This is a genomic window from Streptomyces sp. NPDC088246, assembly GCF_044741025.1.
Classification (GTDB): Bacteria; Actinomycetota; Actinomycetes; order Streptomycetales; family Streptomycetaceae; genus Streptomyces.
The window spans coordinates 237,077-258,722 of sequence record NZ_JBIURV010000007.1 but is presented as its reverse complement, the minus strand read 5'-3'; the positions used below and the strand labels follow the sequence as shown (position 1 = coordinate 258,722).

The 21,646-nt window shown below is 69.5% G+C and carries 20 protein-coding genes; 12 read left to right on the top strand and 8 right to left on the bottom strand.

Going from position 1 to position 21,646, the window contains the following annotated elements; genetic code table 11:
- Window positions 1-28 precede the first annotated feature (28 nt).
- Together ACIPEK_RS13380 and ACIPEK_RS13375 are read right to left on the bottom strand one after the other, a co-directional pair.
- The gene (locus tag ACIPEK_RS13380) at window positions 29-2,674 is read right to left on the bottom strand and encodes a S8 family peptidase (protein ID WP_401994638.1); all 2,646 of its coding nucleotides are present in this window, start codon (window positions 2,672-2,674) and stop codon (window positions 29-31) included.
- The gene (locus ACIPEK_RS13375) at window positions 2,667-3,653 is read right to left on the bottom strand and encodes an AAA family ATPase (protein WP_401994635.1); all 987 of its coding nucleotides are present in this window, start codon (window positions 3,651-3,653) and stop codon (window positions 2,667-2,669) included. Before ACIPEK_RS13375 ends, ACIPEK_RS13380 begins: the two co-directional genes overlap by 8 nt.
- A gap of 583 nt (window positions 3,654-4,236) precedes the next feature.
- Between ACIPEK_RS13375 and ACIPEK_RS13370 the strand changes: the two genes are divergently transcribed.
- Together ACIPEK_RS13370 and ACIPEK_RS13365 are read left to right on the top strand one after the other, a co-directional pair.
- A complete protein-coding gene (locus ACIPEK_RS13370) occupies window positions 4,237-5,040 on the top strand; it encodes an RNA polymerase sigma factor (protein ID WP_401994725.1) in 804 nt (267 codons plus the stop codon).
- The gene (locus ACIPEK_RS13365; RefSeq protein ID WP_401994632.1) at window positions 5,040-6,170 is read left to right on the top strand and encodes a hypothetical protein; all 1,131 of its coding nucleotides are present in this window, start codon (window positions 5,040-5,042) and stop codon (window positions 6,168-6,170) included. Before ACIPEK_RS13370 ends, ACIPEK_RS13365 begins: the two co-directional genes overlap by 1 nt.
- Window positions 6,171-6,376: 206 nt before the next feature.
- Here ACIPEK_RS13365 and ACIPEK_RS13360 read toward each other — a convergent pair whose 3' ends face one another.
- Window positions 6,377-7,195, bottom strand: coding sequence for a L,D-transpeptidase family protein (locus tag ACIPEK_RS13360; RefSeq protein ID WP_401994722.1), 819 nt, complete (start codon window positions 7,193-7,195; stop codon window positions 6,377-6,379).
- A 342-nt stretch (window positions 7,196-7,537) separates the two neighbouring features.
- Here ACIPEK_RS13360 and ACIPEK_RS13355 point away from each other — a divergent pair, with 342 nt between their 5' ends.
- From ACIPEK_RS13355 to leuE, 3 genes are all read left to right on the top strand, one after another.
- On the top strand, window positions 7,538-9,118 hold the full coding sequence (locus ACIPEK_RS13355; RefSeq protein WP_401994629.1) for a methylmalonyl-CoA mutase: 1,581 nt from the start codon (window positions 7,538-7,540) through the stop codon (window positions 9,116-9,118).
- Between the two features lie 89 nt (window positions 9,119-9,207).
- Window positions 9,208-9,789 (top strand): Uma2 family endonuclease, encoded by a 582-nt coding sequence (locus tag ACIPEK_RS13350; protein WP_401994626.1) that lies wholly within the window; start codon window positions 9,208-9,210, stop codon window positions 9,787-9,789.
- Between the two features lie 62 nt (window positions 9,790-9,851).
- On the top strand, window positions 9,852-10,517 hold the full coding sequence (gene leuE / locus ACIPEK_RS13345) for a leucine efflux protein LeuE (protein ID WP_383074755.1): 666 nt from the start codon (window positions 9,852-9,854) through the stop codon (window positions 10,515-10,517).
- On the opposite strand, the gene ACIPEK_RS13340 is transcribed toward leuE, so the two are convergent.
- The 5 genes from ACIPEK_RS13340 to ACIPEK_RS13320 form a co-directional block, all read right to left on the bottom strand.
- Window positions 10,504-10,650, bottom strand: a complete 147-nt coding sequence (locus ACIPEK_RS13340; protein WP_401994621.1) for a hypothetical protein — start codon at window positions 10,648-10,650, stop codon at window positions 10,504-10,506. The genes leuE and ACIPEK_RS13340 overlap by 14 nt on opposite strands.
- 262 nt (window positions 10,651-10,912) lie before the next feature.
- Window positions 10,913-11,296: a hypothetical protein gene (locus tag ACIPEK_RS13335; protein ID WP_401994618.1), complete on the bottom strand. Its 384-nt coding sequence runs from the start codon at window positions 11,294-11,296 to the stop codon at window positions 10,913-10,915.
- 22 nt (window positions 11,297-11,318) lie between these two features.
- Window positions 11,319-12,392: an acyltransferase family protein gene (locus ACIPEK_RS13330; protein ID WP_401994719.1), complete on the bottom strand. Its 1,074-nt coding sequence runs from the start codon at window positions 12,390-12,392 to the stop codon at window positions 11,319-11,321.
- A gap of 285 nt (window positions 12,393-12,677) precedes the next feature.
- Window positions 12,678-14,069: a polysialyltransferase family glycosyltransferase gene (locus ACIPEK_RS13325; RefSeq protein ID WP_401994615.1), complete on the bottom strand. Its 1,392-nt coding sequence runs from the start codon at window positions 14,067-14,069 to the stop codon at window positions 12,678-12,680.
- Window positions 14,069-15,046, bottom strand: a complete 978-nt coding sequence (locus ACIPEK_RS13320; protein WP_401994612.1) for a glycosyltransferase family 2 protein — start codon at window positions 15,044-15,046, stop codon at window positions 14,069-14,071. The genes ACIPEK_RS13325 and ACIPEK_RS13320 overlap by 1 nt, the downstream gene beginning before the upstream one ends.
- A gap of 208 nt (window positions 15,047-15,254) precedes the next feature.
- On the opposite strand from ACIPEK_RS13320, the gene ACIPEK_RS13315 reads away from it, so the two are divergent.
- The 7 genes from ACIPEK_RS13315 (at window position 15,255) to ACIPEK_RS13285 (ending at window position 21,073) form a co-directional block, all read left to right on the top strand.
- Complete coding sequence (locus ACIPEK_RS13315) at window positions 15,255-16,604, top strand: DUF6716 putative glycosyltransferase (protein ID WP_401994609.1); 1,350 nt, start codon at window positions 15,255-15,257, stop codon at window positions 16,602-16,604.
- Window positions 16,605-16,639: 35 nt separating this feature from the next.
- On the top strand, window positions 16,640-17,872 hold the full coding sequence (locus ACIPEK_RS13310) for a cytidylyltransferase domain-containing protein (protein ID WP_401994606.1): 1,233 nt from the start codon (window positions 16,640-16,642) through the stop codon (window positions 17,870-17,872).
- Between the two features lie 65 nt (window positions 17,873-17,937).
- Entirely contained in the window at window positions 17,938-18,873 is a 936-nt protein-coding gene (locus ACIPEK_RS13305; RefSeq protein ID WP_401994603.1) for an N-acetylneuraminate synthase family protein, read from the top strand.
- A gap of 11 nt (window positions 18,874-18,884) precedes the next feature.
- On the top strand, window positions 18,885-19,940 hold the full coding sequence (locus ACIPEK_RS13300; RefSeq protein ID WP_401994600.1) for a hypothetical protein: 1,056 nt from the start codon (window positions 18,885-18,887) through the stop codon (window positions 19,938-19,940).
- A gap of 181 nt (window positions 19,941-20,121) precedes the next feature.
- A complete protein-coding gene (locus ACIPEK_RS13295; RefSeq protein ID WP_401994597.1) occupies window positions 20,122-20,409 on the top strand; it encodes a hypothetical protein in 288 nt (95 codons plus the stop codon).
- 8 nt (window positions 20,410-20,417) lie between these two features.
- Window positions 20,418-20,813: a hypothetical protein gene (locus ACIPEK_RS13290; RefSeq protein WP_401994594.1), complete on the top strand. Its 396-nt coding sequence runs from the start codon at window positions 20,418-20,420 to the stop codon at window positions 20,811-20,813.
- Window positions 20,813-21,073: a Tn3 family transposase gene (locus ACIPEK_RS13285; protein ID WP_401994591.1), complete on the top strand. Its 261-nt coding sequence runs from the start codon at window positions 20,813-20,815 to the stop codon at window positions 21,071-21,073. Before ACIPEK_RS13290 ends, ACIPEK_RS13285 begins: the two co-directional genes overlap by 1 nt.
- The last annotated feature ends 573 nt before the right edge of the window (window positions 21,074-21,646 follow it).

Sequence of the window (21,646 nt, the reverse complement as noted above, 5' to 3'; positions counted from 1 at the left end):
AACGGCCGGGGCGGACCCGCTCGGGTACCTACCAGCCGAATTCCATCTGAATGGGGATGCCGTCCACGATTTCGGTCTGGGCCTGTGGGGTCACCCCCACCGACACGCCAAGCTGGGTGGCGATGGGCGTATACAGGTCAGTGGAGACCTCTGGTGTACGCAGGGAGATCAGGAGGGCATAGCTGACGGGCAGGCCGATGCGGTCATTGCGCCTGTTTGCCTTCCACCAGCCCCCGACAGGGTAGACGGCGAGCATGCCGCAGTCGGCGAGTTCGGCCGCTGATCCGCGCCAGATATCCGCATGCAGAGAGCCGAGGTTGCGGGACCGGGGGCCGACCAGCCAACGGCTTTGAGACTCGAATGCCTTCGGGTTGCCAAGGCCGTCGCTCTCGTGTTCTGCCTGTTCGGCCAGTCGCCTCTGGAAGGAGACGCTGGACTCGCTGGAGCCTTTGATGGCGAAGCGAAGGCCGTGCGAGGCGTAGCTGTAGCGGCCGAGCATGCCGCGCCGGCCGGGATTGGGTTCGATCATGTAGGCGAGCGTTACGCGCAGGTCGACGGTGGTCTCGGCCAGATCGCGCAACTGTTCCAGGGGCCACGGCAGCTCGTGCAGCTTGAGTTCGGCCAGGCGAACCTGTCCGCTCTTGACTTGCTTGTACGGCACCAGGGTGTTCTGGATGATCATTGTGACGGCGTTCGAGGCGCTACTGCGGATACGTTCGGCGGTGGGCATGCCCCATCCGTACCGGCGGATCACCTGGCGCATCACGTCGCCCTTGGCGAGTTTGGGGGCGCCGGTTTTCTTGAACAGGCCCTGCTCGACCATGGCCGGGGTCCACTGGGCTTCGTGCACGAGAAGGGCGCGGACAGTCTCCGGTCGCAGTCCGGGGTAGGTGCTCATCGCCGTGGCGGCGAGCGCAGCCGCCTGGGCCGTAGCAGCGCTCGTGGCGTTCGTCCAGGTCAGCTGACGCGCAGGGTCATGGTGGGTGGTTGCCACGCTCACTAGCTCGTGTGCGTCCAGGATGCTGTCGTCAGGGGCGACGAGCATGTTGCCGCCCTCCAGAACGATGTCGGGCTTGGTTATGGCTGTGTTGGCCAGCGCCACTGAGGTCCGGCTGAAGGGGGACAGGGCACCCGGAGCCGCCAGCGGACGGTATCCCCGGAACAGGGCGGAATCGGGGACGGCGTCCATATGCGTGCACGCCCCGACGGTGAGTACGTTGTGCGCTTGGGCGGGTTCCTCGATGCGCGACAGGTCGGAGAGGAGCAGCGGATCGAGCGTGCCGTCGTCACTGCGCATCTGGTGGGGGACAGCACCGCGGATGTTGCCGGCGCTGACGATGATCAGCCGCGACGCTTCGGGATCGGGTGCTCCGATCAGTTCGATGCGGTCGTCCCGCACGGTGACGTCCGTGCCTGCCGCCAGGGCGTCCAGTGTGGCTGACCACAGGGTCGCGGTGCCGTCTACGCCGTTCTCACCTTCCCCGGACTGCCGAGTGACGGCCATAGAGAAGACCCGTCCGAACGGTGCGGGGCCTCCGTTGCCGATCTCAGCGGTCGCTACCGCGTTGGCAGTCGTCTCCGCGCAGGTCCGCGGGGATGCTGCGGGTGCGTGAGCGTCGTTGAGGATCTTCACGGACTCAAGGCCGTGACCGAGAACGACGGGACCTTGTGACTCAAGCGCTGCGGCGAAGTCTCCGAAGAGGGCGAGCCCGGCCATCTGCGTGCCGTGCCCGATCCGGTCGGCCGGTGTGCTGCCAGGAAGCACGCTGTAGGCGCGCTCGTGCAATGCGGGCTTCAGCAGGGCGTGTTCCTGGGCTATGCCTGTGTCCAGGATGCATACCGCCGGTGACTCCGGTGCGGCTGGCTCGATTCGCGCGGCAAGATCCTTGACAAGGTCCACGCGGAATTCGCGGTCGACGGCGTAGAGGCCCTCGGCGAAGGTTGGGCTGCGGATCTCAGCAGGGCAGGCGTTCGTGGCCAACAGGAACGCCAGCTCATTACCGGTCGTCGCGACGTGCGCCACAAGACGTTCCCCGACATGGATCGCTCGATCACTGACCCGCCAGCGACGCTCTTCGGCCAGGGAACGCAATGTGGGGACCGCCGTCGGCGAGATCCGCGGATCGAACCACAACTCCCACCACCGCTCCTCGTCCAGCGGCGGCAGCTCTTGCCGCTCCTGCCAGAGGTGCTCCAACAGGGCCCGCTGGATCTGTTCCATATTGGCCACCAGCAGGGCCTGTTTAGGGTTTCCGCCAGGGGTGTTATCCGTGAAGTCGGTGATCCGCTGAGTGAACGAGGCAACTTTGTCGAAGGGGATCCAGACCAGCGCGTCCTGCTGACTGTTTTCGGTCTGCGGGTGGCTGCTCATGAGTATCAGGCCAGCCGTGTCCAGGCGCTCCAACATCAGAGGGTGGTCGCGTGCCGCCTCGATGCGCACCGCGAAACCGTCAGGTTGACGGTGCTCGGGCGCCTGCTGCATGAGCTGGGTTGACTCCTGGCGAGCCTTCTCCAGCCCGTCCACCAAAGAGTCGGCGTGCCCCTGCCGGTCCGCGCGCTGGACCAGGTCCGGGCCACTTCCGCCGACAGGCTCGGAGCGCGGCGTGAGGGTGGTGGCCTCCCAAGGCACGATCAGGTGCGGACTGAGCCGTGCGGAAGTGTCGGGCTCAGGCATGGTGGGAGGCATGCCGCTCGGTCAAGGCTTCCAGCAGCAGCTGTTCGTCCACCACGTCCTGGTCAGCCAGGATGGCTCGTTTGGCCGCTGCTTCCGCCGCTTTGACTAGCTCGGCGTGACTCAAGCCCGATGCACGTTCTGTCACGATGCCCCACCGTACTGTGCTCGTGTCCATTCCGGCTAGGCGTCGCTGCATCACCTGAACAGCTTCGTCGGCGGTGGGAGGCCCGTAGGTGGCGATCATGTCGAAGCGACGGAACAGAGCCTGATCCAGAAGCTGGTGGTGGTTGGTGCCGGCCACCACGAGGCTCTCAGAGGGCGCCTCGTCTAGGAACAGTAGAAACGAGTTCAGGATCCTGCGGGCTTCGCCGACGTCATTGCCTGCCGCCCGTTCGGCGCCGAGAGCATCGAACTCGTCGAAGAGGTAGACCGCTCGGGTCTGGGCCACGGCATCGAAGACCAGACGCAGCTTGGCTGCGGTCTCACCCATGAATCGGCTGATCAGACCGTCCAGGCGAATGGTGAACAAGGGCAGCTTCAGCTCTCCGGCCAAGGCCGCTGCCGTCATGCTCTTGCCCGTCCCAGGAGGTCCTGACAGCAAGATGCGGTGCACTGGGGTGAAGCCGAATCGCTCCAGCCGCGCGCGTTGCCGCTGTTCATGCAGCACCCGATCCAGCGACGCACGCAGTCCGGTGTCCAGGGTCATGTCGTCAAGCTGGATATCCGGATAGCCCGCGGTCAGAAGACTGGTCAGTTCGCCGCGGGGCTGCACCACCGGAGTAGCGGCGCGGCGGGTGTCGGCCTTTCCCTGTCCCTGCTGGGCGGTCTCGACCAGCTCACGCAGCTCTACGGCAAACTTTCCCTGCCCCTGGCGGGCAGACTTCGCCGCCACTTGCAGGGCGACGCTATAGAAGAGGTCGTTGTTGGCTTCGGCGTGCGCGCGCACGAGAGCTTTCAGGTGTTCGGCGTTCGCCGCCATACGCCTGTCACCTCTCCGATGAGGATTGCCTGCAAGTAAAGGTGTACCCAATCCAGTGGGCACCTGCGCCTGCATCGTACGGCCCTGGGCACCAGCCTGCTGCCCGGACGAGAGGTAAGCGACGGCAGCTTTGGGACCTTCTTCGTGCTGTGCCAGCGCGCAACGCGACGTTGCCATCTGCGGCGACCAGGAGAGGGGGTCTGAAGCTCGCATAGAGGGTGGTGCTACGTATCGGCTGAGAAAGGATCGGGTGATCGCCGACCGCGTTGGTCACGCGTTGGTCATGCGAAGGCCCTGCGACCCGCATATTGCCTGGTCAGAGCCGGTAAATATGAGGACGACCGGGGCCGCCACCCCCCACAGGAGAGGCCCCGGTCGTCTTCCACGGGGCCGTAGGACGACCCCGTACTCTTCTCAGCGCCATCGCTGCGTTTTCTGTCACACCGCCGCGTGCCGGACGAATGTTGCAGGTTGTACAAGTCATGGACGTGACCCCCGCGAAGGACGTAGCGTGCTGAGTCGCGCAGGGTGGCGCGGCAGTGATGACCAGCTGCGATTCGGGACAGCAGGGCAGGTTGAGGGAGTGCTGGGGGACGACGCGGAGCTCACTGCCGCGGTGCTCGCGGCACAGGACGGGGACGAAGACGCCTTCCGTACTGTGTACCGCGCTGTACAGCCGCGACTACTGGGCTACATACGGACACTCGTGGGGGATCCGGACGCCGAGGACGTGGCGTCCGAGTCCTGGCTGCAGATAGCGCGCGACCTCGGTCGGTTCAGCGGCGACGCCGACCGCTTCCGCGGCTGGGCGGCACGGATAGCCCGCAACCGTGCCCTGGACCATCTGCGGATGCGCGGCAGGCGCCCCGCGATCGGCGGCGACGAGTCGGAGCTGTCGGAGAAGCCGGCCGAGTCCGACACCGCCGACGAGGCGATGGAGGCCCTGGCCACCGGCCGTACGATGTCGCTCATCGCCCAGCTGCCCCAGGACCAGGCCGAGGCCGTGGTGCTGCGGGTGGTCGTCGGCCTGGACGCGAAGAGCGCGGCCCAGACGCTGGGCAAGCGGCCGGGGGCGGTACGCACCGCGGCGCACCGGGGACTGAAGCGGCTGGCCGAGCTGCTGCGCATGGACGACGCGGACAATGCCGGCGGCCGCCCCGGTGACGGGGACGTCGAGGGCGGCGACGGCCGTGCCGAAGGCGGCGCGGGCATCTCCGCGGACCGTGTTCCCGCGGGCGATCCGGCGGATCCGCCCGCCTCTCGCACAAGCGCGGCAGGCCGGACGGCGGAACTCGGCGCCGTGCCCTCCCAGCGCCCCTCCCACAACGGTTCGGCGGCATCGGCCGGTGTGACGCATTCGCGTCCGTGGACGCAGAAGGACATGTGATGGCCGACGAGCACTACGAATGGCTTGACAAGGACGCGGCGGAGCGACTGCTCCGCGGCGAGCCGGTCGATCCCGTGGGCGGTCAGTCGCGTACAGAAGCGGAAAGGCTCGCGGCAGTGCTGGACGCCGCCGCACGGGCCGCCCGCCCGGCCACCGGTGAACTGCCGGGCGAGGCCGCGGCGCTGGCCGCCTTCCGCACCGCCGCGCAATCCGCGCGCGCACGGACAGGGGCGGCGAACCCGCAGGTGAAGGGGTACGCCGAGAAGACGGGCGAACCGGCAGCGGCCGACATACTCGAACCGGTGCACATCCGGCCCGCCTCCGGCGGCTTCGCCCCGCACCGCCCCTCTTCCTCCGCGGGCTCCGGCCGTACCCGCTCCCCGGGCTGGAGCCGGCCCATCCGCTTCGGCCTGGTCGCCTCCTTCGCGGGCTGCGCGCTCGGCGGGGTGGCCGTGGCCGCGAGCACCGGGATGCTCCCCGGAGCGTTCGGCGGGCACACCCCCGTACCGGCGACCTCCGTCTCCGCCGCGGCGACGCCCGAGGAGCTCGGCTCGGGGACCGTCACCGACGAGAGCCCGTCCGCACAGCCGCCCGCCTCCCCGGAGACGGGGCCCTCCACACCCCCGGCGGATCCCTCCGCCCCCACCGGTGACCGGGACAACGGCAGAACCGGCAAGGGCGAGGACCGCAAGGGCGACGACAACCGGAAGCCCGACGGCACCGCGAGCGGAACCCCGAACGGTACCGAGAACGGCAAGCAGCCCGACGGCTCCGGGAACGGCAGCTCCGGCAACTGGTACGCCAAGACGCTCAAGGCCTGCCGCGACTACCGCAACGGCAAGCTGGACGACGACCGCAGACGGTATCTCGAAGCGCTGGCGAAGGGCGCCCGCAATCTGGACCGGTTCTGCGACCGCATGATCGCCAAGAACGCGGACGGTCAGAACAGCCCCGGCAGCGACAGCGGCGGCGAGCAGGGCGACGACGAGGATTCGAACGGGGACAGCGGCGGCTCCAACACGCTCCCGGCGATCCGGTTCACCACCCCGCCACCGCCGTCGCCCTTGACCGCGGTCTCCTCGCCGACAGCGGACCGGGCGTCCCTCGGTGCCGTCGGATCGCCCGGCTGAGAGCCGTGCGCGCCAGTCCCTTTCAAGCCGTCCACCACCAGGTGTGACGTTTTTCGAGGCCACGGCGCAGTACAGAGTGAGCCGACTGGTCATCGGCAGCGCACAGAGCCGGGGTTCCCCCCGTACCTGCGGCTCAGCGCATTGGCGCGGGCGGGACACGTTCCCCCGGTCCCGTCCGCGCCCCTTTCCTTCCGGCCGGACAGGCCCTACCCGTAGACGACGACCTTGTCGCCCGTCCTCACCTGGGCGTAGAGCGAGGCGATCTTTCCCTCGTCGCGGACATTGACGCAGCCGTGCGAGGCACCGCTGTAACCACGGGCCGCGAAGTCCGCCGAGTAGTGCACCGCCTGACCGCCGCTGAAGAACATCGCGTACGGCATGGCCGTGTGGTAGATCGTCGACACATGGTGCCGTGACTTCCAGTAGACGGAGAAGACGCCTTCGCGGGTCGGCGTGTACTGGGAGCCGAAACGGACGTCCATCGACGAGACGACGCGGCCGTCGATCATCCATGACAGCGTCCGGCTGTTCTTGCTGATGCAGATCACCCGGCCCGTCATGCAGCGCTTGTCCGGCTTGGTGACGGGCCGGGTGGTCGGCGGATTCAGCTCGGCGGCCGTCGGCGCGTGCGTCATGCCGAGCAGCTTCTGCCAGGTGACGGTGTCCGTCCTGCCCGTACGGGAGAGGCCGCGCTTGCCCTGGAAGGACTGGACGGCGGTGACCGTGACGGTGCCGTAGTAGCCGGTGGGGGAGCGGTCGAAGTGGCCGATCTGCCGCAGCCGGGCCTGCAGTTCCCGCACCTGCTTGCCCTCGGAACCGCTCGCCATCAGCGTCGCGCCCTGCGGGTCCGGCTCCGGGGTGGGCGTCGCGGTGGCCTTCGGGGACGACGACGATGCGTCCGGCGAGGGCGACTGCGCCGCTGGGGGCTTGGCGTCGTCGGTCGCCGTGGCCCGGGGCGGTGACGACGGGGCCGCGGACGCGCTGTCGGCGGGCTGCGCCTTGCAGCCGGCGGTCGCGGCGGTCATGGCGAGAACGGCGAGCGCCGCCGTGGCCGTGGTCCCCGCCCGCCCCCGTGCCCTGACCCGCGCCCTGCGCCGTGACGTGCTTCCGGTGATGCTGCGTATCATCTCGGCCCCCTGTTTCTCCGGGTTTCTCCGGTGTCCCATTGGACGGATTCCCGCTCTGCCCGGTTGCCAAAGCCCGCGCATGATGGGGAGAGCGGCGGCGAGGTCGTGGGGGAGGGCTGTGAGCAAGGTCCCAGCCCGCGCATCTCCACCGGTTTCGTGCCCGCCGCTACAGTCCGTCGCGGGAATCATTGGTTACCAGTAAGTAGCTTTACCGAGCAGCTTCAGCGGGAGGCACAGCAGATGACGCGTGAGTCGGAGTCGGGACTGCCCATCGAGCCGGTGTACGGGCCGGACGCACTCGACGGGTGGAACCCCGACGACAAGCTGGGAGAGCCGGGTGCCTACCCCTTCACGCGCGGTGTCTACCCGTCGATGTACACCGGCCGGCCGTGGACGATGCGCCAGTACGCAGGTTTCGGTACGGCCACGGAATCCAACGCCCGCTACAAGCAGCTGATCGCCAACGGCACGATGGGCCTCTCCGTCGCCTTCGACCTGCCCACCCAGATGGGTTACGACTCCGACGCGGCCATCGCGTCCGGCGAGGTCGGCAAGGTCGGGGTGGCGATCGACTCGATCGACGACATGCGGGTCCTGTTCGGCGGGATCCCCCTGGACAAGGTCTCCACGTCCATGACGATCAACGCCCCGGCCGCGCTGCTCCTCCTGCTGTACCAGCTGGTCGGAGAGGAGCAGGGCGTCCCGGCGGACAAGCTGACCGGCACCATCCAGAACGATGTCCTCAAGGAGTACATCGCCCGCGGCACGTACATCTTTCCGCCGGGGCCCTCGCTCCGGCTGATCGCCGACATCTTCAAGTACTGCCGGGCCGAGATCCCGAAGTGGAACACCATCTCGATCTCCGGCTACCACATGGCGGAGGCCGGGGCCTCGCCCGCGCAGGAGATCGCGTTCACCCTCGCGGACGGCGTCGAGTACGTACGTACCGCCGTCGCGGCCGGCATGGACGTCGACGACTTCGCCCCCCGTCTCTCCTTCTTCTTCGTCGCCCGTACGACGATCCTCGAAGAGGTCGCCAAGTTCCGCGCCGCCCGCCGGATCTGGGCCAGGGTGATGAAGGAGGAGTTCGGCGCGAAGAACCCCAAGTCGCTGATGCTGCGCTTCCACACCCAGACCGCGGGCGTCCAGCTCACCGCCCAGCAGCCCGAGGTCAACCTGGTGCGCGTCGCCGTCCAGGGCCTGGCCGCGGTCCTCGGCGGTACGCAGTCGCTGCACACCAACTCCTTCGACGAGGCGATCGCCCTCCCGACCGACAAGTCCGCCCGCCTCGCCCTGCGTACCCAGCAGGTCCTGGCGTACGAGACGGACGTCACGGCCACCGTGGACCCGTTCGCGGGCTCGTACGTCGTCGAGAAGATGACCGACGATGTCGAAGCCGCCGCCCTGGAATTGATGGTCAAGGTCGAGGACATGGGCGGTGCGGTCAACGCGATCGAGCGCGGCTTCCAGAAGAACGAGATCGAGCGCAGCGCGTACCGCATCGCCCTGGAGACCGACAGCGCCGAGCGTGTCGTGGTCGGCGTCAACCGCTTCCAGCTCGACGAGGAGGAGCCGTACGAGCCGCTGCGCGTCGACCCCGCGATCGAGGCCCAGCAGGCGGCCCGGCTGGCGAAGCTGCGGGCCGAGCGCGACCAGGGCGCGGTCGACGAGGCGCTGGGCCGGCTGAAGAAGGCGGCCGAGGGCACCGACAACGTCCTGTACCCGATGAAGGACGCCCTCAGGGCACGGGCGACGGTGGGCGAGGTGTGCAATGCGTTGCGGGAGGTGTGGGGGGCTTACGTGCCGTCGGACGCGTTCTGAGGAGGGGGCCATCTCGATCGGGTGAGCCCGAGCGGAATCCGGGCGGCGCTGGCTACTCTTGTGGAGAGTGTTCCCGGAAGGAGGTTTCCGTGGCTGTGATACTGCATGAGATGACGACGGGCGAAGCTGCCGAGCGTCTCTCCAGGCAGCTGCCCGGGCACCGCGTGGAGATCCTCAAGGGGAGCATTGTTGTGACGCCGCCGCCGGACGGCCCCCATCAGGAAACGCTGTTCGACGTAAGCTACGAGTTCCGGCGAGCCGGCGGCTGGGAGGCCGGGTTCAAGGCGGTGGCGGGAATCGGGCTGTGGCTGCCGACCGGACGTGATGACTACGCCATTCCCGATCTGTCCATCGTGGACGCCGACTACCGGGACGCGGTGGTCGGGAAGAACTGCTACGCGCCACACGTTTTCCACCTGGTGCTGGAGGTCACGTCCTCGAACTGGGGCAACGATCTGGCCACCAAGGTGGAGATCTACGCCGAAGCCCGCATTCCGGAGTATGTCGTTGTCGACCGCAAGCATGGCCAGGTGTTGGTGTACTCGATGCCCGAGGGCGATGAATACCGCACCTGCTCGACGTACAAGCGTGGCATGTCACTGACTCTGGCCTCGGACCTGGGCGTCAGTCCGGAGCTCTCCGTGGACCGTCTCCTCGACGGCGAAGGCTGAGGCCGGACCGCCCGTCGAGACACCTGAACGGAGTGTCGCACCCACGTGCGACACTCCCTCTCATGCTGGGTGTCACCGATCTTCCGACCTATCTCGCCGGCCTGGTGCTGATCGTTCTTCTGCCGGGGCCGAATTCGCTGTACGTGCTGTCCGTCGCCGCCCGGCGCGGTGTGCGGACCGGCTATGTGGCGGCGGCCGGGGTGTGGACCGGGGACACCGTGCTGATGACGTTGTCCGCGCTGGGGGCCTCGTCGCTGTTGCAGACGACGCCGGTGCTTTTCGCCGTCGTCAAGTTCGCGGGTGCGGGCTATCTGACCTGGCTGGCGATCGGCATGCTGCGGGCCGCGGTGGCCATGTGGCGCGAGCGGCACCGGCGGATGGCCGAGCTGACCGAGGAGAGCGCCGGACCCGAGAATGCTGGGGCGATGGAGCGGCCGTACCGACGGGCGCTGGTGGTCAGCCTCTTCAACCCGAAGGCGATCCTGTTCCTGATCTCGTTCTTCGTGCAGTTCGTCGACCCCGGCTACGCCTACCCGGCGCTGTCCTTCCTGGTGCTGGGCACCCTGCTGCAGATCGCCAGCTTCCTCTATCTGTCGATGCTGATATTCGGCGGCACCCGCCTGTCCGCCGCGTTCAGCCGCCGCAAGCGGCTGTCGGCGGGGGCCACTTCGGCGGCCGGTCTGCTGTTCCTGGGGTTCGCGGCGAAGCTCTCGCTCAGCGGCGGGTGACCGCGGCGACGCCCAGCGGTGCCAGGTACCGCGCCGGGCCCGAGGTGTCCTCGCCCGCCCAGCCGGTGCAGCCGTCGGGGCGGATGAGGAACAGGCCCTTTCCGTAAGCCTCGTAGGCTTCCGTGCGGCGCACGCGGACCAGGTCGCCGTCGAACGCCGGGAGTTCGGTGTCCGTGCCGGCCGTCGGCAGCGTGAAGTGCGGGCCGCGGAAGATGTCGAAGAGGCGCCGGCCCCTGGCTCTGCAGGCGCTTGTCCGACGACTCCTGGACGCTTGCCCAGGTCGTTCACGCTGCGGGCGGGCGGGCCGAACGGGTAGCTGCGGGCCACCGCGTCCCGGCACAGACGGTCAGGACGGGGGCGGCGCCACCCTGTCGGCCCCGCCCCCACGCCTCGGATCAGTTGCCGGACGGCTTGGGCAGGGCCCGGGCCTGGAACCGGGGTGCCTCCTGCGCGGTGCTTGCGGCGGTGTGCGCGAAGCTCGGCCGGACCTGGTAGATGCGGGTCTGGTTGTCGGCGGTACGGAAGGTGCAGGCCCAGGTCGGGCCGTTGCTGGTGGTGTAGGTGAAGGTGGTCGGCACGGTGGCGGCGGCCTCGGACGACGGCTGCTGCCAGGGGGGCCAGGTGCCACTGCCCTGGGTGGTCTCGCCGGTGTTGTGGATGGTGCCGTCGGTGCCGCGCGCGGGTCCTTGTCGGGGTCGTCGTTCTCGGCGCCGGGAGCTCAGTCCAGGGTGTCCGCCGGCCAGGCGCCTGTGGAGCCGGGGCAGGCGCCCCGCCGGCACGGCCGCCCCGTCGCGCCTGCGCTCACGCCCCCATGCGCAACGCCGCGTGCAACCGGGCGCTCTGGGTGGTCATGGCTCGCTTCAGGCGCGGGCCGACCGGCTTCTCCACGTACCGGTGGATCAGCCAGGCGAGGATCAGCAGCGAGCCGACCGCGCCGAGCAGTGTCGGGACCGGGGGCAGGCCCCAGCCGCGGTGCAGGACCCGGATGGCGAACCAGCCGAGATGTTCGTGCACCAGGTAGAACGGGTAGGTCAGGGCGCCGGCGACCGTCAGCCAGCGCCAGTTCGCCCAGCGCAGCCACCCCAGTGCCACCGCGGCGACCGAGAGGAACGCGGCGGCGACGATCAGCTGGATCACGTACGGGGAGCGGTGGAAGTCGCCGTCCATGCCCGGGTGCCAGAGCGCGGTGACGGAGTAGCGCTGGCCGAGGAGAAAGCTCATCACGACGATGCCCCACAGCAGCAGATCGCTGCCGTACCGGTGGATCAGGTACAGGGCCAGGCCGCCGATGAAGTACGGCGCGTGGTCGCGCATGACCAGTTCGTCCGTCAGCGGGGTCTGGGCGACCCGGGCGAGCACCCCCGCGAACGTCCACAGGCAGCAGAAGGCCACCACTCTGCGGTAGGTGACGCCGCGCCAGACGACGAAGAGCGCGAAGAGAACGTAGAAGCGCAGCTCGACCCAGAGCGTCCAGCACACGCCCAGCACCCGGTCCGCGCCCATGGGCTGCTGCAGCATCGTCAGGTTGAGCAGCAGTTCGTCCGGGCGCAGTGGCTTCACGACGACCGGCAGGACGATCGCGGCCGCCGTCACGAGGATGATCGCGGCCCAGTACGCCGGGTAGAGGCGGGCGACCCTGGACCGGAAGAAGTCGCCCAGCGAGCGCCCCCAACTGCTCATGCAGATGACGAAGCCGCTGATGACGAAGAAGAACTGCACCCCGAGACAGCCGTAGGCGGCCGCCTGGGAGAGGGTCGGGAACATCTGGCCCGGCGACTGCCCCCAGGACTGGGCGACGGGGCCGTCCTTCCCCGCGAAGTGATACAGACAGACCATGAGGGCGGCCAGGATGCGCAGTCCGTCCAGGGCCCGCATCCGGCCTGCGCCCGCGCCGGAGCGCGGATTGAGCGGGGCGGGGGGCGCGGACGGGGCGGGTATCGCGGCAGCCGCAGCGGACCGGGTTGTCGTGGGCGCTTCGGCCACGGTGATGCTCCTCTCCCGGAACGGACCGGGACGTGTGGAAACTGGAACCGGCCGCCCTGGGCCGCTCGCGCGGACGGCCGGGCCTGCTGCCGTGCCGGGGACGGCCGGAGGATCGCCGTCATCGCGGCGGCGGAGCATGGACGGCCCGCCGGCCACCTCGTCCGACGGCAGGGCGGGTCAGCCCGCCGCCGCCCGCTTCAGGGTGCGGGCCTTGCGGGCGATCCGGCGCACCGTCGCGTTGCGCGGGATGAAAGCGAGCTGTGCGGGTACGGCTCCGGGCAGTCCCAGCGCGGTCAGCCGACGCCGTTTGAAGTATCGCCAGAGGTTGTCGCGGTGCCCTGTGAGATACCGCTCGGCCTCAGGGCGCAGCGCGGCTTGGATCTGCGGTTGCATGGCGTAGCCGACCGCGCTGACCAGGCCGGTCGGCTCGCCCCGGACCTCTTCGGCGGAGGGCAGCGACCATTCGGTGACCGCGGACGTGTCCTCCAGGTCGGGCAGGAGCGCGTCGACGATCGTCAGCGGGATGCGGTTGCTGTTCTGGTACGGGGCGAGCTGTTCCAGCAGGGGGCCGGTGCCGACGCGGGCGACCGGGAGCCCGTAGAACGAGGCGGCGGTCAGCAGCGCGGTGGAGAAGCAGCCGACGACCAGGGCGGGACGCATGGTTTCGAACAGCGTCTCGGCGAGGACCGGGCTGTCGAGAACGGTGAGGTCCGCGCCGAGCCGTTCCGCCTCCTGCTCCAGCGACCGCGCCCAGTGGGCGGGCGCGCTGGGGTGCGGCTTGAAGACGACCCGGGTGTGGCCGAGGGCGACGGCGCCGCGCAGCATCCGCGCATGCAGGTCCTCCTCCTGCTGGGGCGTGAGAATGCCCAGCGTGGAGAGGTACTGGCCGAGCAGCAGGGCCGGGGCGGGGCCGCTGCCGGGGCCGGGGACGGGGACGTCCACCGATCCGGCGAGCTCGTCCAGCACCTTCAGGAAGACATCGGTCGGTACGATCTCCGACTCGACGCCGAACTCGGTGAGCAGCAGCGGCCGCAGGCCCGGCACCAGGTCCAGGTGGAGCAGCCGGCGGATGCGGGTGCCGACCAGCTGGTCGAGCTTGCTGCGGGTCGGCCCGTAGCTCATCAGCCCGTCGGCGTAGATGTGCACCGGGCTGCCGCCGAAGATCACCGCGAGGGCCTGGGAGGGGTTGGCCTGGATGGACTCGCAGGCGATCTCGACCGGTTCGTCGCCGAGGTGCCACGCCCGGCGTACAGCCCGCTCCCACAGCGAGGCGTCCTGTTCCCGGGGCGACCAGCCCGCCGGGTGGAACGGCCGGATGAAATCGTTCCAGGAATGCACCGTGTCGAATTCGGACTCCAGTTTCTCGAATCCGGGCCTGCGATGGAGAGGTGTGCCCAGTTCGGGAGAGGGCGAGGTGTCGCTCACGACGAGGATGCGCCGGTGCTCCGAGCGCGGACCGAACTGGCCCGCGCGCAATGCCGCGACGAGTGTGGCGGCGGCGTACTGCGTGCACGCGGAGAAGATCTGGGTGGTGGACCGGCCGACCGGCGCGGTGTACATGCCGGACATCAGGCCGCGACCTCCCGGGAAACGGAACGGCGGCGTACTCGGCGCAGCTGGTCCGCACGGCGGTCGCCCAGCGAATTCAGCGTATCGGCAAGAATGTTCTGGGGCATGCGCCGCAGAGAAGCCGCACTCATGGAGCGCAATTTCCGTGCCACTGCTGGTTCGAACCTTTCGATGGATTCCAAGTGGTGCGCCATGACCGCGCAATAGGTGCGCACCGCCTTCGGCAGCAGCCGGTCCGCCTCCGGATCCCGCGCCGTCTCTTCGAGCACCTGGTCGAAGGCCCGGATGAAGTCGAGCTGGCGCACGTCGCCGATCTGGGTGAGCGACGACGCCACCCCGCGCCGGTAGAAGACCCCCGGCAGGCCGACCACCGCGAACGATTCGGCCTCGCGGTGCAGGCGCCAGATCCAGGGCCGGTCCTCGGCCGTGCGCAGCCCGTCCCGGAAGCGGAGCAGCCCCGACTCCACGAGCCTGCGGTGATACGCACCGGCCCAGGCGTAGGCGTAGTCCACGGGCGTCGACCGGTCGGACGGCAGGATTACGTCGCGCGGCCGCATGACGGTGTTGCGCAGACCGTGCGGGACCTGGTGGACGGTGCGCGTGCGGTCCGTGAACTGCACATGGTCCGTACGGACGAAGTCGCACCCCAGATCCGTGATGGCGGCCAGCAGCCGCTCGTAGTGGCCGGGAACGACCCAGTCGTCGCCGTCGAGAAAGGTGAGGTACTCGCCGCGCGCCGCATCGATTCCCGTGTTGCGTGCGGTGGCCAGGCCCCCGTTCTTCTCGTGTCTGACCAGGACGGCACCGGGGATCTCGCGCTCGGCGCGCCGGAGGATCTCCAGAGTCCCGTCGGTCGAACAGTCGTCGACGAAGATGAATTCGAAATCATTTCGGGCATTGGCCCGCAGACTTCGCAAGGTATCGGGGGCATATGTCCGCACGTTGTAGAACGGCACGATGACGGAGAGCTTAACCACGCGTCACACGCTAGGCGGAGGCCCGACATTTGCCTTGGCCCCGGAAAGGACGGCAGGTGAACGAAGAATGTCGAAATGGTGAACCGGTCGATCCCTTGCCTCGTGCCGGGCTTTTGTGCGGGCGATTCGCCAAGCGTCGTCGGGCTGTTAACCAGCTGTTGCCGTCACGTTGGGCCGCGAATCAAAATGCCTTCCTAAGTTCTGGGACGTGCCCCCACGTACCGAAAAGACGACCGCCCTCCGGGTAGCCGTACTCGCCGACTCCGACACCCGCTGGAAATGGGGCGCGCTCACCGCGCGCCGCCTCACCGCCGGCGCGTCCGGGACGTCGGCGCAGCGCGTCGAGATCAGCGGACTGCTGCTGCGCGGCCGGGCCACCCCGACCCCGCGCCAGCTCGCCGAGGTCGGCGACGTCGGTATAGACGCCGACCGGGTGCGCGAGGTGACGGCCGTCGAATTCCTGCACACCGTGCGGGACGAGGGATACGACGTCGTCGTCCTCGCCCTCGTCGGGGGAGCCGTCCAGGCGATGCTGCACGGTCTGGCCGCGCTGCGGCTGCCCGCCAGGCCCGCCGTCGTCACCGGCTATGTCGGAGTCGTCTACGAGAAGCTCGCCGACGGACTGCTGCTGCGCCACGGCGCGGACGTCGTCCTCGCCAACTCCCGCCACGACGCGCAGCGTTTCCGCGCGGTGTACGAGGGAGTGGGCGCCGACGCCTCGGCCGTCACGGAGGCCGCCCTGCCGTTCCTCGGCGGCGAGCCGCACCGCCCGCAGGAGGGCCGCGACACGGTCGTCTTCGCCGCCCAGCCCTCCGTACCGGCGTCCCGCGCCGACCGTACGTATCTGCTGCGCAGGCTCGTCGAGCACGCCAGGCTGCACCCGAACCGCGAGGTGCTGCTGAAGCTGCGCTCCAAGCCCGGCGAGCACACCACGCATATCGAGGAACTCCCGTACCAGCGGCTCGCGGAGAGGCTGCCCGGCGGTCTGCCGCCCAACTTCCGTCTGGTGTACGGGCACATGGGCGAGGTCCTGGACCGCACCGACCTCCTGGTCACGGTCTCCTCGACCGCCGCGCTGGAGTCCCTGCACCGGCGCATCCCGACCGCGATCCTCACCGACCTCGGCGTCCGCGAGGCCCTGGGCAACCACCACTTCATCGGCTCCGGCCTGCTCACCTCCTGGGACCACCTGGACGGCGGCCACCGCCCGGAGCCCGACGGCGAATGGCTGGCCGGACAGGGCATCGCCGCCGACGGCACGTACGCCACGGCCTACGACAACGCCCGCACGCGCGTCGAAGCCCTGCTCGCCGCCGCCCGCCTGCCCGACCTCGCCCCGTACTACACACCCGCCACCGCCCCCGGCTACCTCCCCGGCATCCTCGCCCGCCACCACCTGGCCCCCGACGGCCACCCGCTGCCGGGCACCGACCGGCCGCGCGAGACCGGCGGGGTGCGCGGCGCGGTCCGCGACGCGGTACGCGAAGCGGCGCGGGGCGCGTACCGGCAGGGCGTCCAGCGGGTCGCCCCCGTCATCCGGCGGATGGGCGAGCTGTGAACACCTCCACTTCCACCACGACACCAGGAGCAGCGATGACGCCGCCCACCGTGCTCGCCGTGATCCCCGCCCGCGGCGGATCCAAGGGCGTCCCGGCCAAGAACCTCGCCCAGGTCGGCGGCGTACCGCTGGTCGCCCGTGCCGTACGCGCCTGCCTGGCCTCCCGTGAGGTCACGGACGTCGTCGTGACGACCGACGACGCGGCCATCGCCGACGCGGCCCGCGCCGCCGGCGACACGCTGGGCGCCCCGGACCGGGTCCACATCGTCCAGCGTCCGGCGGCCATCGCGGGGGACAGGTCGAGCAGCGAGGACGCGGTGCTGCACGCCCTGGACGCGTACGAGGCGATGCGCGACCGGAAGGCCGACGTGGTGCTGCTGGTCCAGTGCACCAGCCCCTTCGTCGTACGGGAGGACATCGACGGCGTCGCCGCGGCCGTCACCCGCGACGGCGCCGACACGGCGGTCACGGTGGCCCCGTTCCACGGTTTCCTCTGGCGCGACGGCAGTGCGCCGGAGGAGGGCAACTACGGCGTCAACCACGACAAGTCCGTCCGGCAGATGCGCCAGGACCGCCCGGAGGACCTGCTGGAGACCGGCACCGCGTACGCCATGAACGCCGCGGGCTTCCGTATCCACCGCCACCGCTTCTTCGGCCACACCGCCCTGGTGCGCACCGACGCCGCCCGGGTCCTGGAGATCGACGACCCGCACGACCTGGCCCGCGCCCGCGCCCTCGCGCCGCTCCTGGACCCCTCACCGCTGCCCACCCGGGACGACATCGACGCGGTCGTCCTCGACTTCGACGGCACGCAGACCGACGACCGGGTCCTGATCGACGCCGACGGACGCGAGATCGTCGCCGTCCACCGCGGCGACGGCCTGGGCATCGCGGCCCTGCGCAAGGCCGGAATGCCGCTGCTGATCCTCTCCACGGAACAGAACCCGGTCGTCGCGGCCCGCGCCCACAAGCTCCGCATCCCGGTCCTGCACGGCATCGACCGCAAGGACCTGGCGCTCAAGCAGTGGTGCGACGAACAGTCCATCGCTCCGGAACGCGTCCTCTACGTCGGCAACGACGTCAACGACCTGCCGTGCTTCGCGCTGGCCGGCTGGCCCGTCGCGGTCGCGAGCGCCCATGACTCGGTACGTGCCGCGGCGCGCGCCGTCACGACCACCCCTGGCGGCTTCGGCGCCATCCGCGAGATCGCGGCCTGGCTGCTGGGCCCCACCCTCACGACCACAGCTCCCACCCAGTCCCCCAAGTAACCCCCCCCAGCAACTCACCCCCCCCCAAGCACCCCCCCAGTCCCCCCAAGTAAGGAACGCACCTCATGAACACCTCCCGTCTGCGCACCCTCGGCACCCGCACCGCAGGCCCGGGCCGGCCCGTCTACGTCACCGGCGAGATCGGCATCAACCACAACGGCGACCTCGACAACGCCCTCGCGCTGATCGACGTGGCCGCCGACGCCGGCTGCGACGCCGTGAAGTTCCAGAAGCGCACCCCGGAGATCTGCACCCCGCGCGACCAGTGGGACATCGAGCGCGACACCCCCTGGGGCCGGATGACGTACATCGACTACCGCCACCGCGTCGAGTTCGGCGAGGCCGAGTACCAGGCCATCTCCGAGCACTGCGCCAAGCGCGGCATCGACTGGTTCGCCTCCCCGTGGGACACCGAGGCCGTAGCCTTCCTGGAGAAGTTCGACGTCCCCGCGCACAAGGTGGCCTCGGCATCCCTCACCGACGACGAACTCCTGCGCGCCCTGAGGGCGACCGGCCGCACGATCATCCTCTCCACCGGCATGTCGACCCCGCGCCAGATCCGCCACGCGGTCGAGGTCCTGGGATCGGACAACATCCTTCTCTGCCACGCCACGTCGACGTACCCGGCCAAGGCCGAGGAGCTGAACCTCCGGGTCATCAACACCCTCCAGCAGGAGTACCCGAACGTCCCGATCGGCTACAGCGGCCACGAGACCGGCCTCCAGACGACCCTCGCCGCCGTCGCCCTCGGCGCCGCGTTCATCGAGCGCCACATCACCCTCGACCGCGCCATGTGGGGCTCCGACCAGGCGGCCTCCGTCGAGCCGCAGGGCCTCACCCGCCTCGTCCGCGACATCCGCACCATCGAGGCCTCGCTCGGCGACGGCATCAAGAAGGTGTACGAGTCCGAGCTCGGCCCGATGAAGAAGCTCCGCCGGGTCGCGGGCGTCGTCGCCGAGAGCGCGGAGACGGCCCCGGCCGCCGAGCCGGTCGCGGTCTGACGGGCCGACCGGTGAACCTCGCCTTCGTCGAGAGCCCGGTCCAGCTCCTGAACGTCCTGGAGTGGGCCTACACAGAGGGAGGCGACGACCACGTCCTCACGGACATCACGGTCGTCGTCCTCCCCCCGGTCGACCCGATGTCGCGCGGCCAGCTGCGCCGGATGGCGGAGCTGGCCCGCGACGAGGGCGTCAACGTCCGGTGGCAGGAGGCGCGCGGCGGCGCCGGCGCGCCCCTGAAGACCCTGCGTTCACTGGCCGGACTGCTGCGCAGGGCCGAGCGGATCGTCATCGGCGACCCCTTCTCCCGCTACGTCCAGCTCCTGCTCACCATGGTCCGCGCCCGCCGTCTCACGGTGGTCGACGACGGCACGGCCACCATGGAGTTCGTCGCCCAACTGGCCCGCGGTGAACGTCTGGTGCGATGGCACCGCAAGGGCAGCCCGGACCCGCGCGAACTCGTCCTGGCCCCGGTCGCGGCCTGCGCCCGCAGCCGCTTCACCCCGTCCGCCACCCGTACGGTCGAGGTCTTCACGGCGATGCCGGTCGAGGCTCCGCCCGGCGTCACCGTCACCCCCAACACCTTCGCCTGGACCCGCGCCCGCTTCGGCCCGCCGCTGCTCACCAAGGGCGCGGACCTGGTCGGCACCTCGCTCGTCGAGACGGGCGTGGTCGACCGGGCCCGGTACCTGGAGGCCGTCGCGGCCCTGGCCCGCACCCATGGGGCCACCCGCTACTTCGCCCACCGCCGCGAGTCCACCGACAAGCTCCACGCCCTGGAGGCCGCCACCGGCCTGGAGATCGTCCGCCCCGACCTCCCCCTGGAGCTCATCGCCCGCCGCGGACCCATCGGCCGTACGGTCCTGAGCTTCCCCTCCACGGTCGTCCACACCCTGCCCCTTGCCCTCGTCGGTACGGACGTCAAGGTCGCGGTCTGCGACATCGCCCCGGAATGGCTCCGCGACACGGCATCCCCGCGCGCCCAGGGCTTCCTGTCGGGGGTGACGGAGACGGCTCGCGACGTGCAACGGCTGGCCCCGTGGCGCGCCACGGCGGTGACAGAGGCGTAGGACGTATCAGGCGGACACCCCTGGCCCCGCCCACCCGTCGGCCCCCGCCCGGAACGCGGAAGTACTCGTGCGTGGGCCGGGTCATATCCCTGTGACAGCGCTTACGGGTGACGTTAGACTGCGCTTTTACGTAAGGGATAGTCCGTGGTATTCGTCTTCATTTTTTTCCGCAATTCTGATCGTGGGCAGCATTTCCTATATCGCCCACCTCTTCAAACGCGACCACGAGATCCGCTCGCACGGCCGGGACATCCGGGCCCTGGTGGAGGACGTCCGCTACCTCGGCTCGAACGACGGCGGAAGCGTCGACATAAAATACCGTCTCTCCTGGCAGGAGGGCGGCGTGACCAAGAGCGTGGAAGGCCGCGACACCATTTCCTCCTTCCGCTCGTCGAGGGTGCAGAAAGGGTGCGAGGTCGATATCAAGTACCTGGACGACGACCACATCATGTTCGTTTTCGACGAGTAGGCGCTGACATGGAACGGCGGGTCCGTGACGAGCTGGCGCTGATGTTCTGCAAGCGGATCGCGACGAAGATCAAGAAGGCGAAGGAGGAGCTGGAGGAGATCCGGCTGGCCGAGCGGGAGATGACCGAGGCTTTGATCGGCAACTACCGCAGTGTGCTCAAGGACATCGACGATGGCGGCCCGGCCCAGGCCGCGCTGGCGAAGGCCGCCGAGATGACCGCCGGGGCCGTGGCCGCCCTTCAGGGGCTGGACGGCCGCCCGCGGCGAGTACATCAGCGCGATCGGCGAGGACGGCAGGCGCATCGACATCTCCTTGGCCACGCAGAACTGGCAGAAGGCCGTGGTCGACAAGACGCGGCCGGGGCAGTTCATCCGCAAGCACTTCGAGGCTGGGCTTCGACCTGATGCCCAGGATCAGGAACTGGAAGGGCCTGACCTTCTACCGGCCGTCCAGGCAGACCGAGTACGCGCACATCGACACCCTGTTCGGCGAGGCCGGGAAGAACGTCATCGACTTCGACCTGATCGAGTCCCAGTTCCGGCACCTGATGCGGGTGGCCGCCTCCGTCCGCGAGGGCGTCGTCTCCTCGTCCACGCTGCTCAAGAGGCTCCGGTCCGGGTCGTACAAGAACGCCACGCCGGATCGGCTCTGTTGCTCGTCATAAGCCGTCACCCCCGACAAGTAGCTGTCGGTAATCACCGCTGCAATCTGTGACGTCCACCCTTCCGGAGGGCCATCGCAGTAAATGCCGGATTTACTGCGGCAGCGCCGATGCCCTCCCCTCAGCACCCCTCCGGCGACCTTGGATGTTCGATCACGCGCCAAGATTGCAATGCGGAGTGAGGTGTACGCATTTACTGCGGCAGAGCCGAAGGGGGCGGGCGAGTGGCAATCGAACGGGTGGCTCTGCCGGGGGTCGGGGGCGCGTCGGGGGTGCCGCGCGCCCGGGTCGTGCGGCTGTCCGCCCCGCCGTCGTCGTAGCTCCCCGGTAGCAGACCTCGCCGAGCGGCTGGGACTGGACGACTAGGGCACCTGGTTCTACCGCCGGGGCGGATTCGCACGGGCGTCCCTGTCGGCGCGCGGGAAGGCGACCTGGCGTGACGTCGCCGCTGAACAAGGACGTATCGACGAAAGCAGGGCCTGCCATGCCGACACCCCCGTAACTCGCCTGCTCCCCTGGACCGGTGCCGACGACCGGATCTGCCTGCTGATCACCGACGGGCGCGGATACGGTCCC

What these genes read in the sequence shown, in the direction of transcription:
- ACIPEK_RS13380 (WP_401994638.1), bottom strand. Translation starts at nt 2,674, where the DNA reads ATGCCTGAGCCCGACACTTCCGCACGGCTCAGTCCGCACCTGATCGTG.
- ACIPEK_RS13375 (WP_401994635.1), bottom strand. Translation starts at nt 3,653, where the DNA reads ATGGCGGCGAACGCCGAACACCTGAAAGCTCTCGTGCGCGCGCACGCC.
- ACIPEK_RS13365 (WP_401994632.1), top strand. Translation starts at nt 5,040, where the DNA reads ATGGCCGACGAGCACTACGAATGGCTTGACAAGGACGCGGCGGAGCGA.
- ACIPEK_RS13360 (WP_401994722.1), bottom strand. Translation starts at nt 7,195, where the DNA reads ATGACCGCCGCGACCGCCGGCTGCAAGGCGCAGCCCGCCGACAGCGCG.
- ACIPEK_RS13355 (WP_401994629.1), top strand. Translation starts at nt 7,538, where the DNA reads ATGACGCGTGAGTCGGAGTCGGGACTGCCCATCGAGCCGGTGTACGGG.
- leuE (WP_383074755.1), top strand. Translation starts at nt 9,852, where the DNA reads ATGCTGGGTGTCACCGATCTTCCGACCTATCTCGCCGGCCTGGTGCTG.
- ACIPEK_RS13330 (WP_401994719.1), bottom strand. Translation starts at nt 12,392, where the DNA reads ATGCGGGCCCTGGACGGACTGCGCATCCTGGCCGCCCTCATGGTCTGT.
- ACIPEK_RS13325 (WP_401994615.1), bottom strand. Translation starts at nt 14,069, where the DNA reads ATGTCCGGCATGTACACCGCGCCGGTCGGCCGGTCCACCACCCAGATC.
- ACIPEK_RS13310 (WP_401994606.1), top strand. Translation starts at nt 16,640, where the DNA reads ATGACGCCGCCCACCGTGCTCGCCGTGATCCCCGCCCGCGGCGGATCC.
- ACIPEK_RS13305 (WP_401994603.1), top strand. Translation starts at nt 17,938, where the DNA reads ATGAACACCTCCCGTCTGCGCACCCTCGGCACCCGCACCGCAGGCCCG.
- ACIPEK_RS13290 (WP_401994594.1), top strand. Translation starts at nt 20,418, where the DNA reads ATGGAACGGCGGGTCCGTGACGAGCTGGCGCTGATGTTCTGCAAGCGG.
- ACIPEK_RS13285 (WP_401994591.1), top strand. Translation starts at nt 20,813, where the DNA reads ATGCCCAGGATCAGGAACTGGAAGGGCCTGACCTTCTACCGGCCGTCC.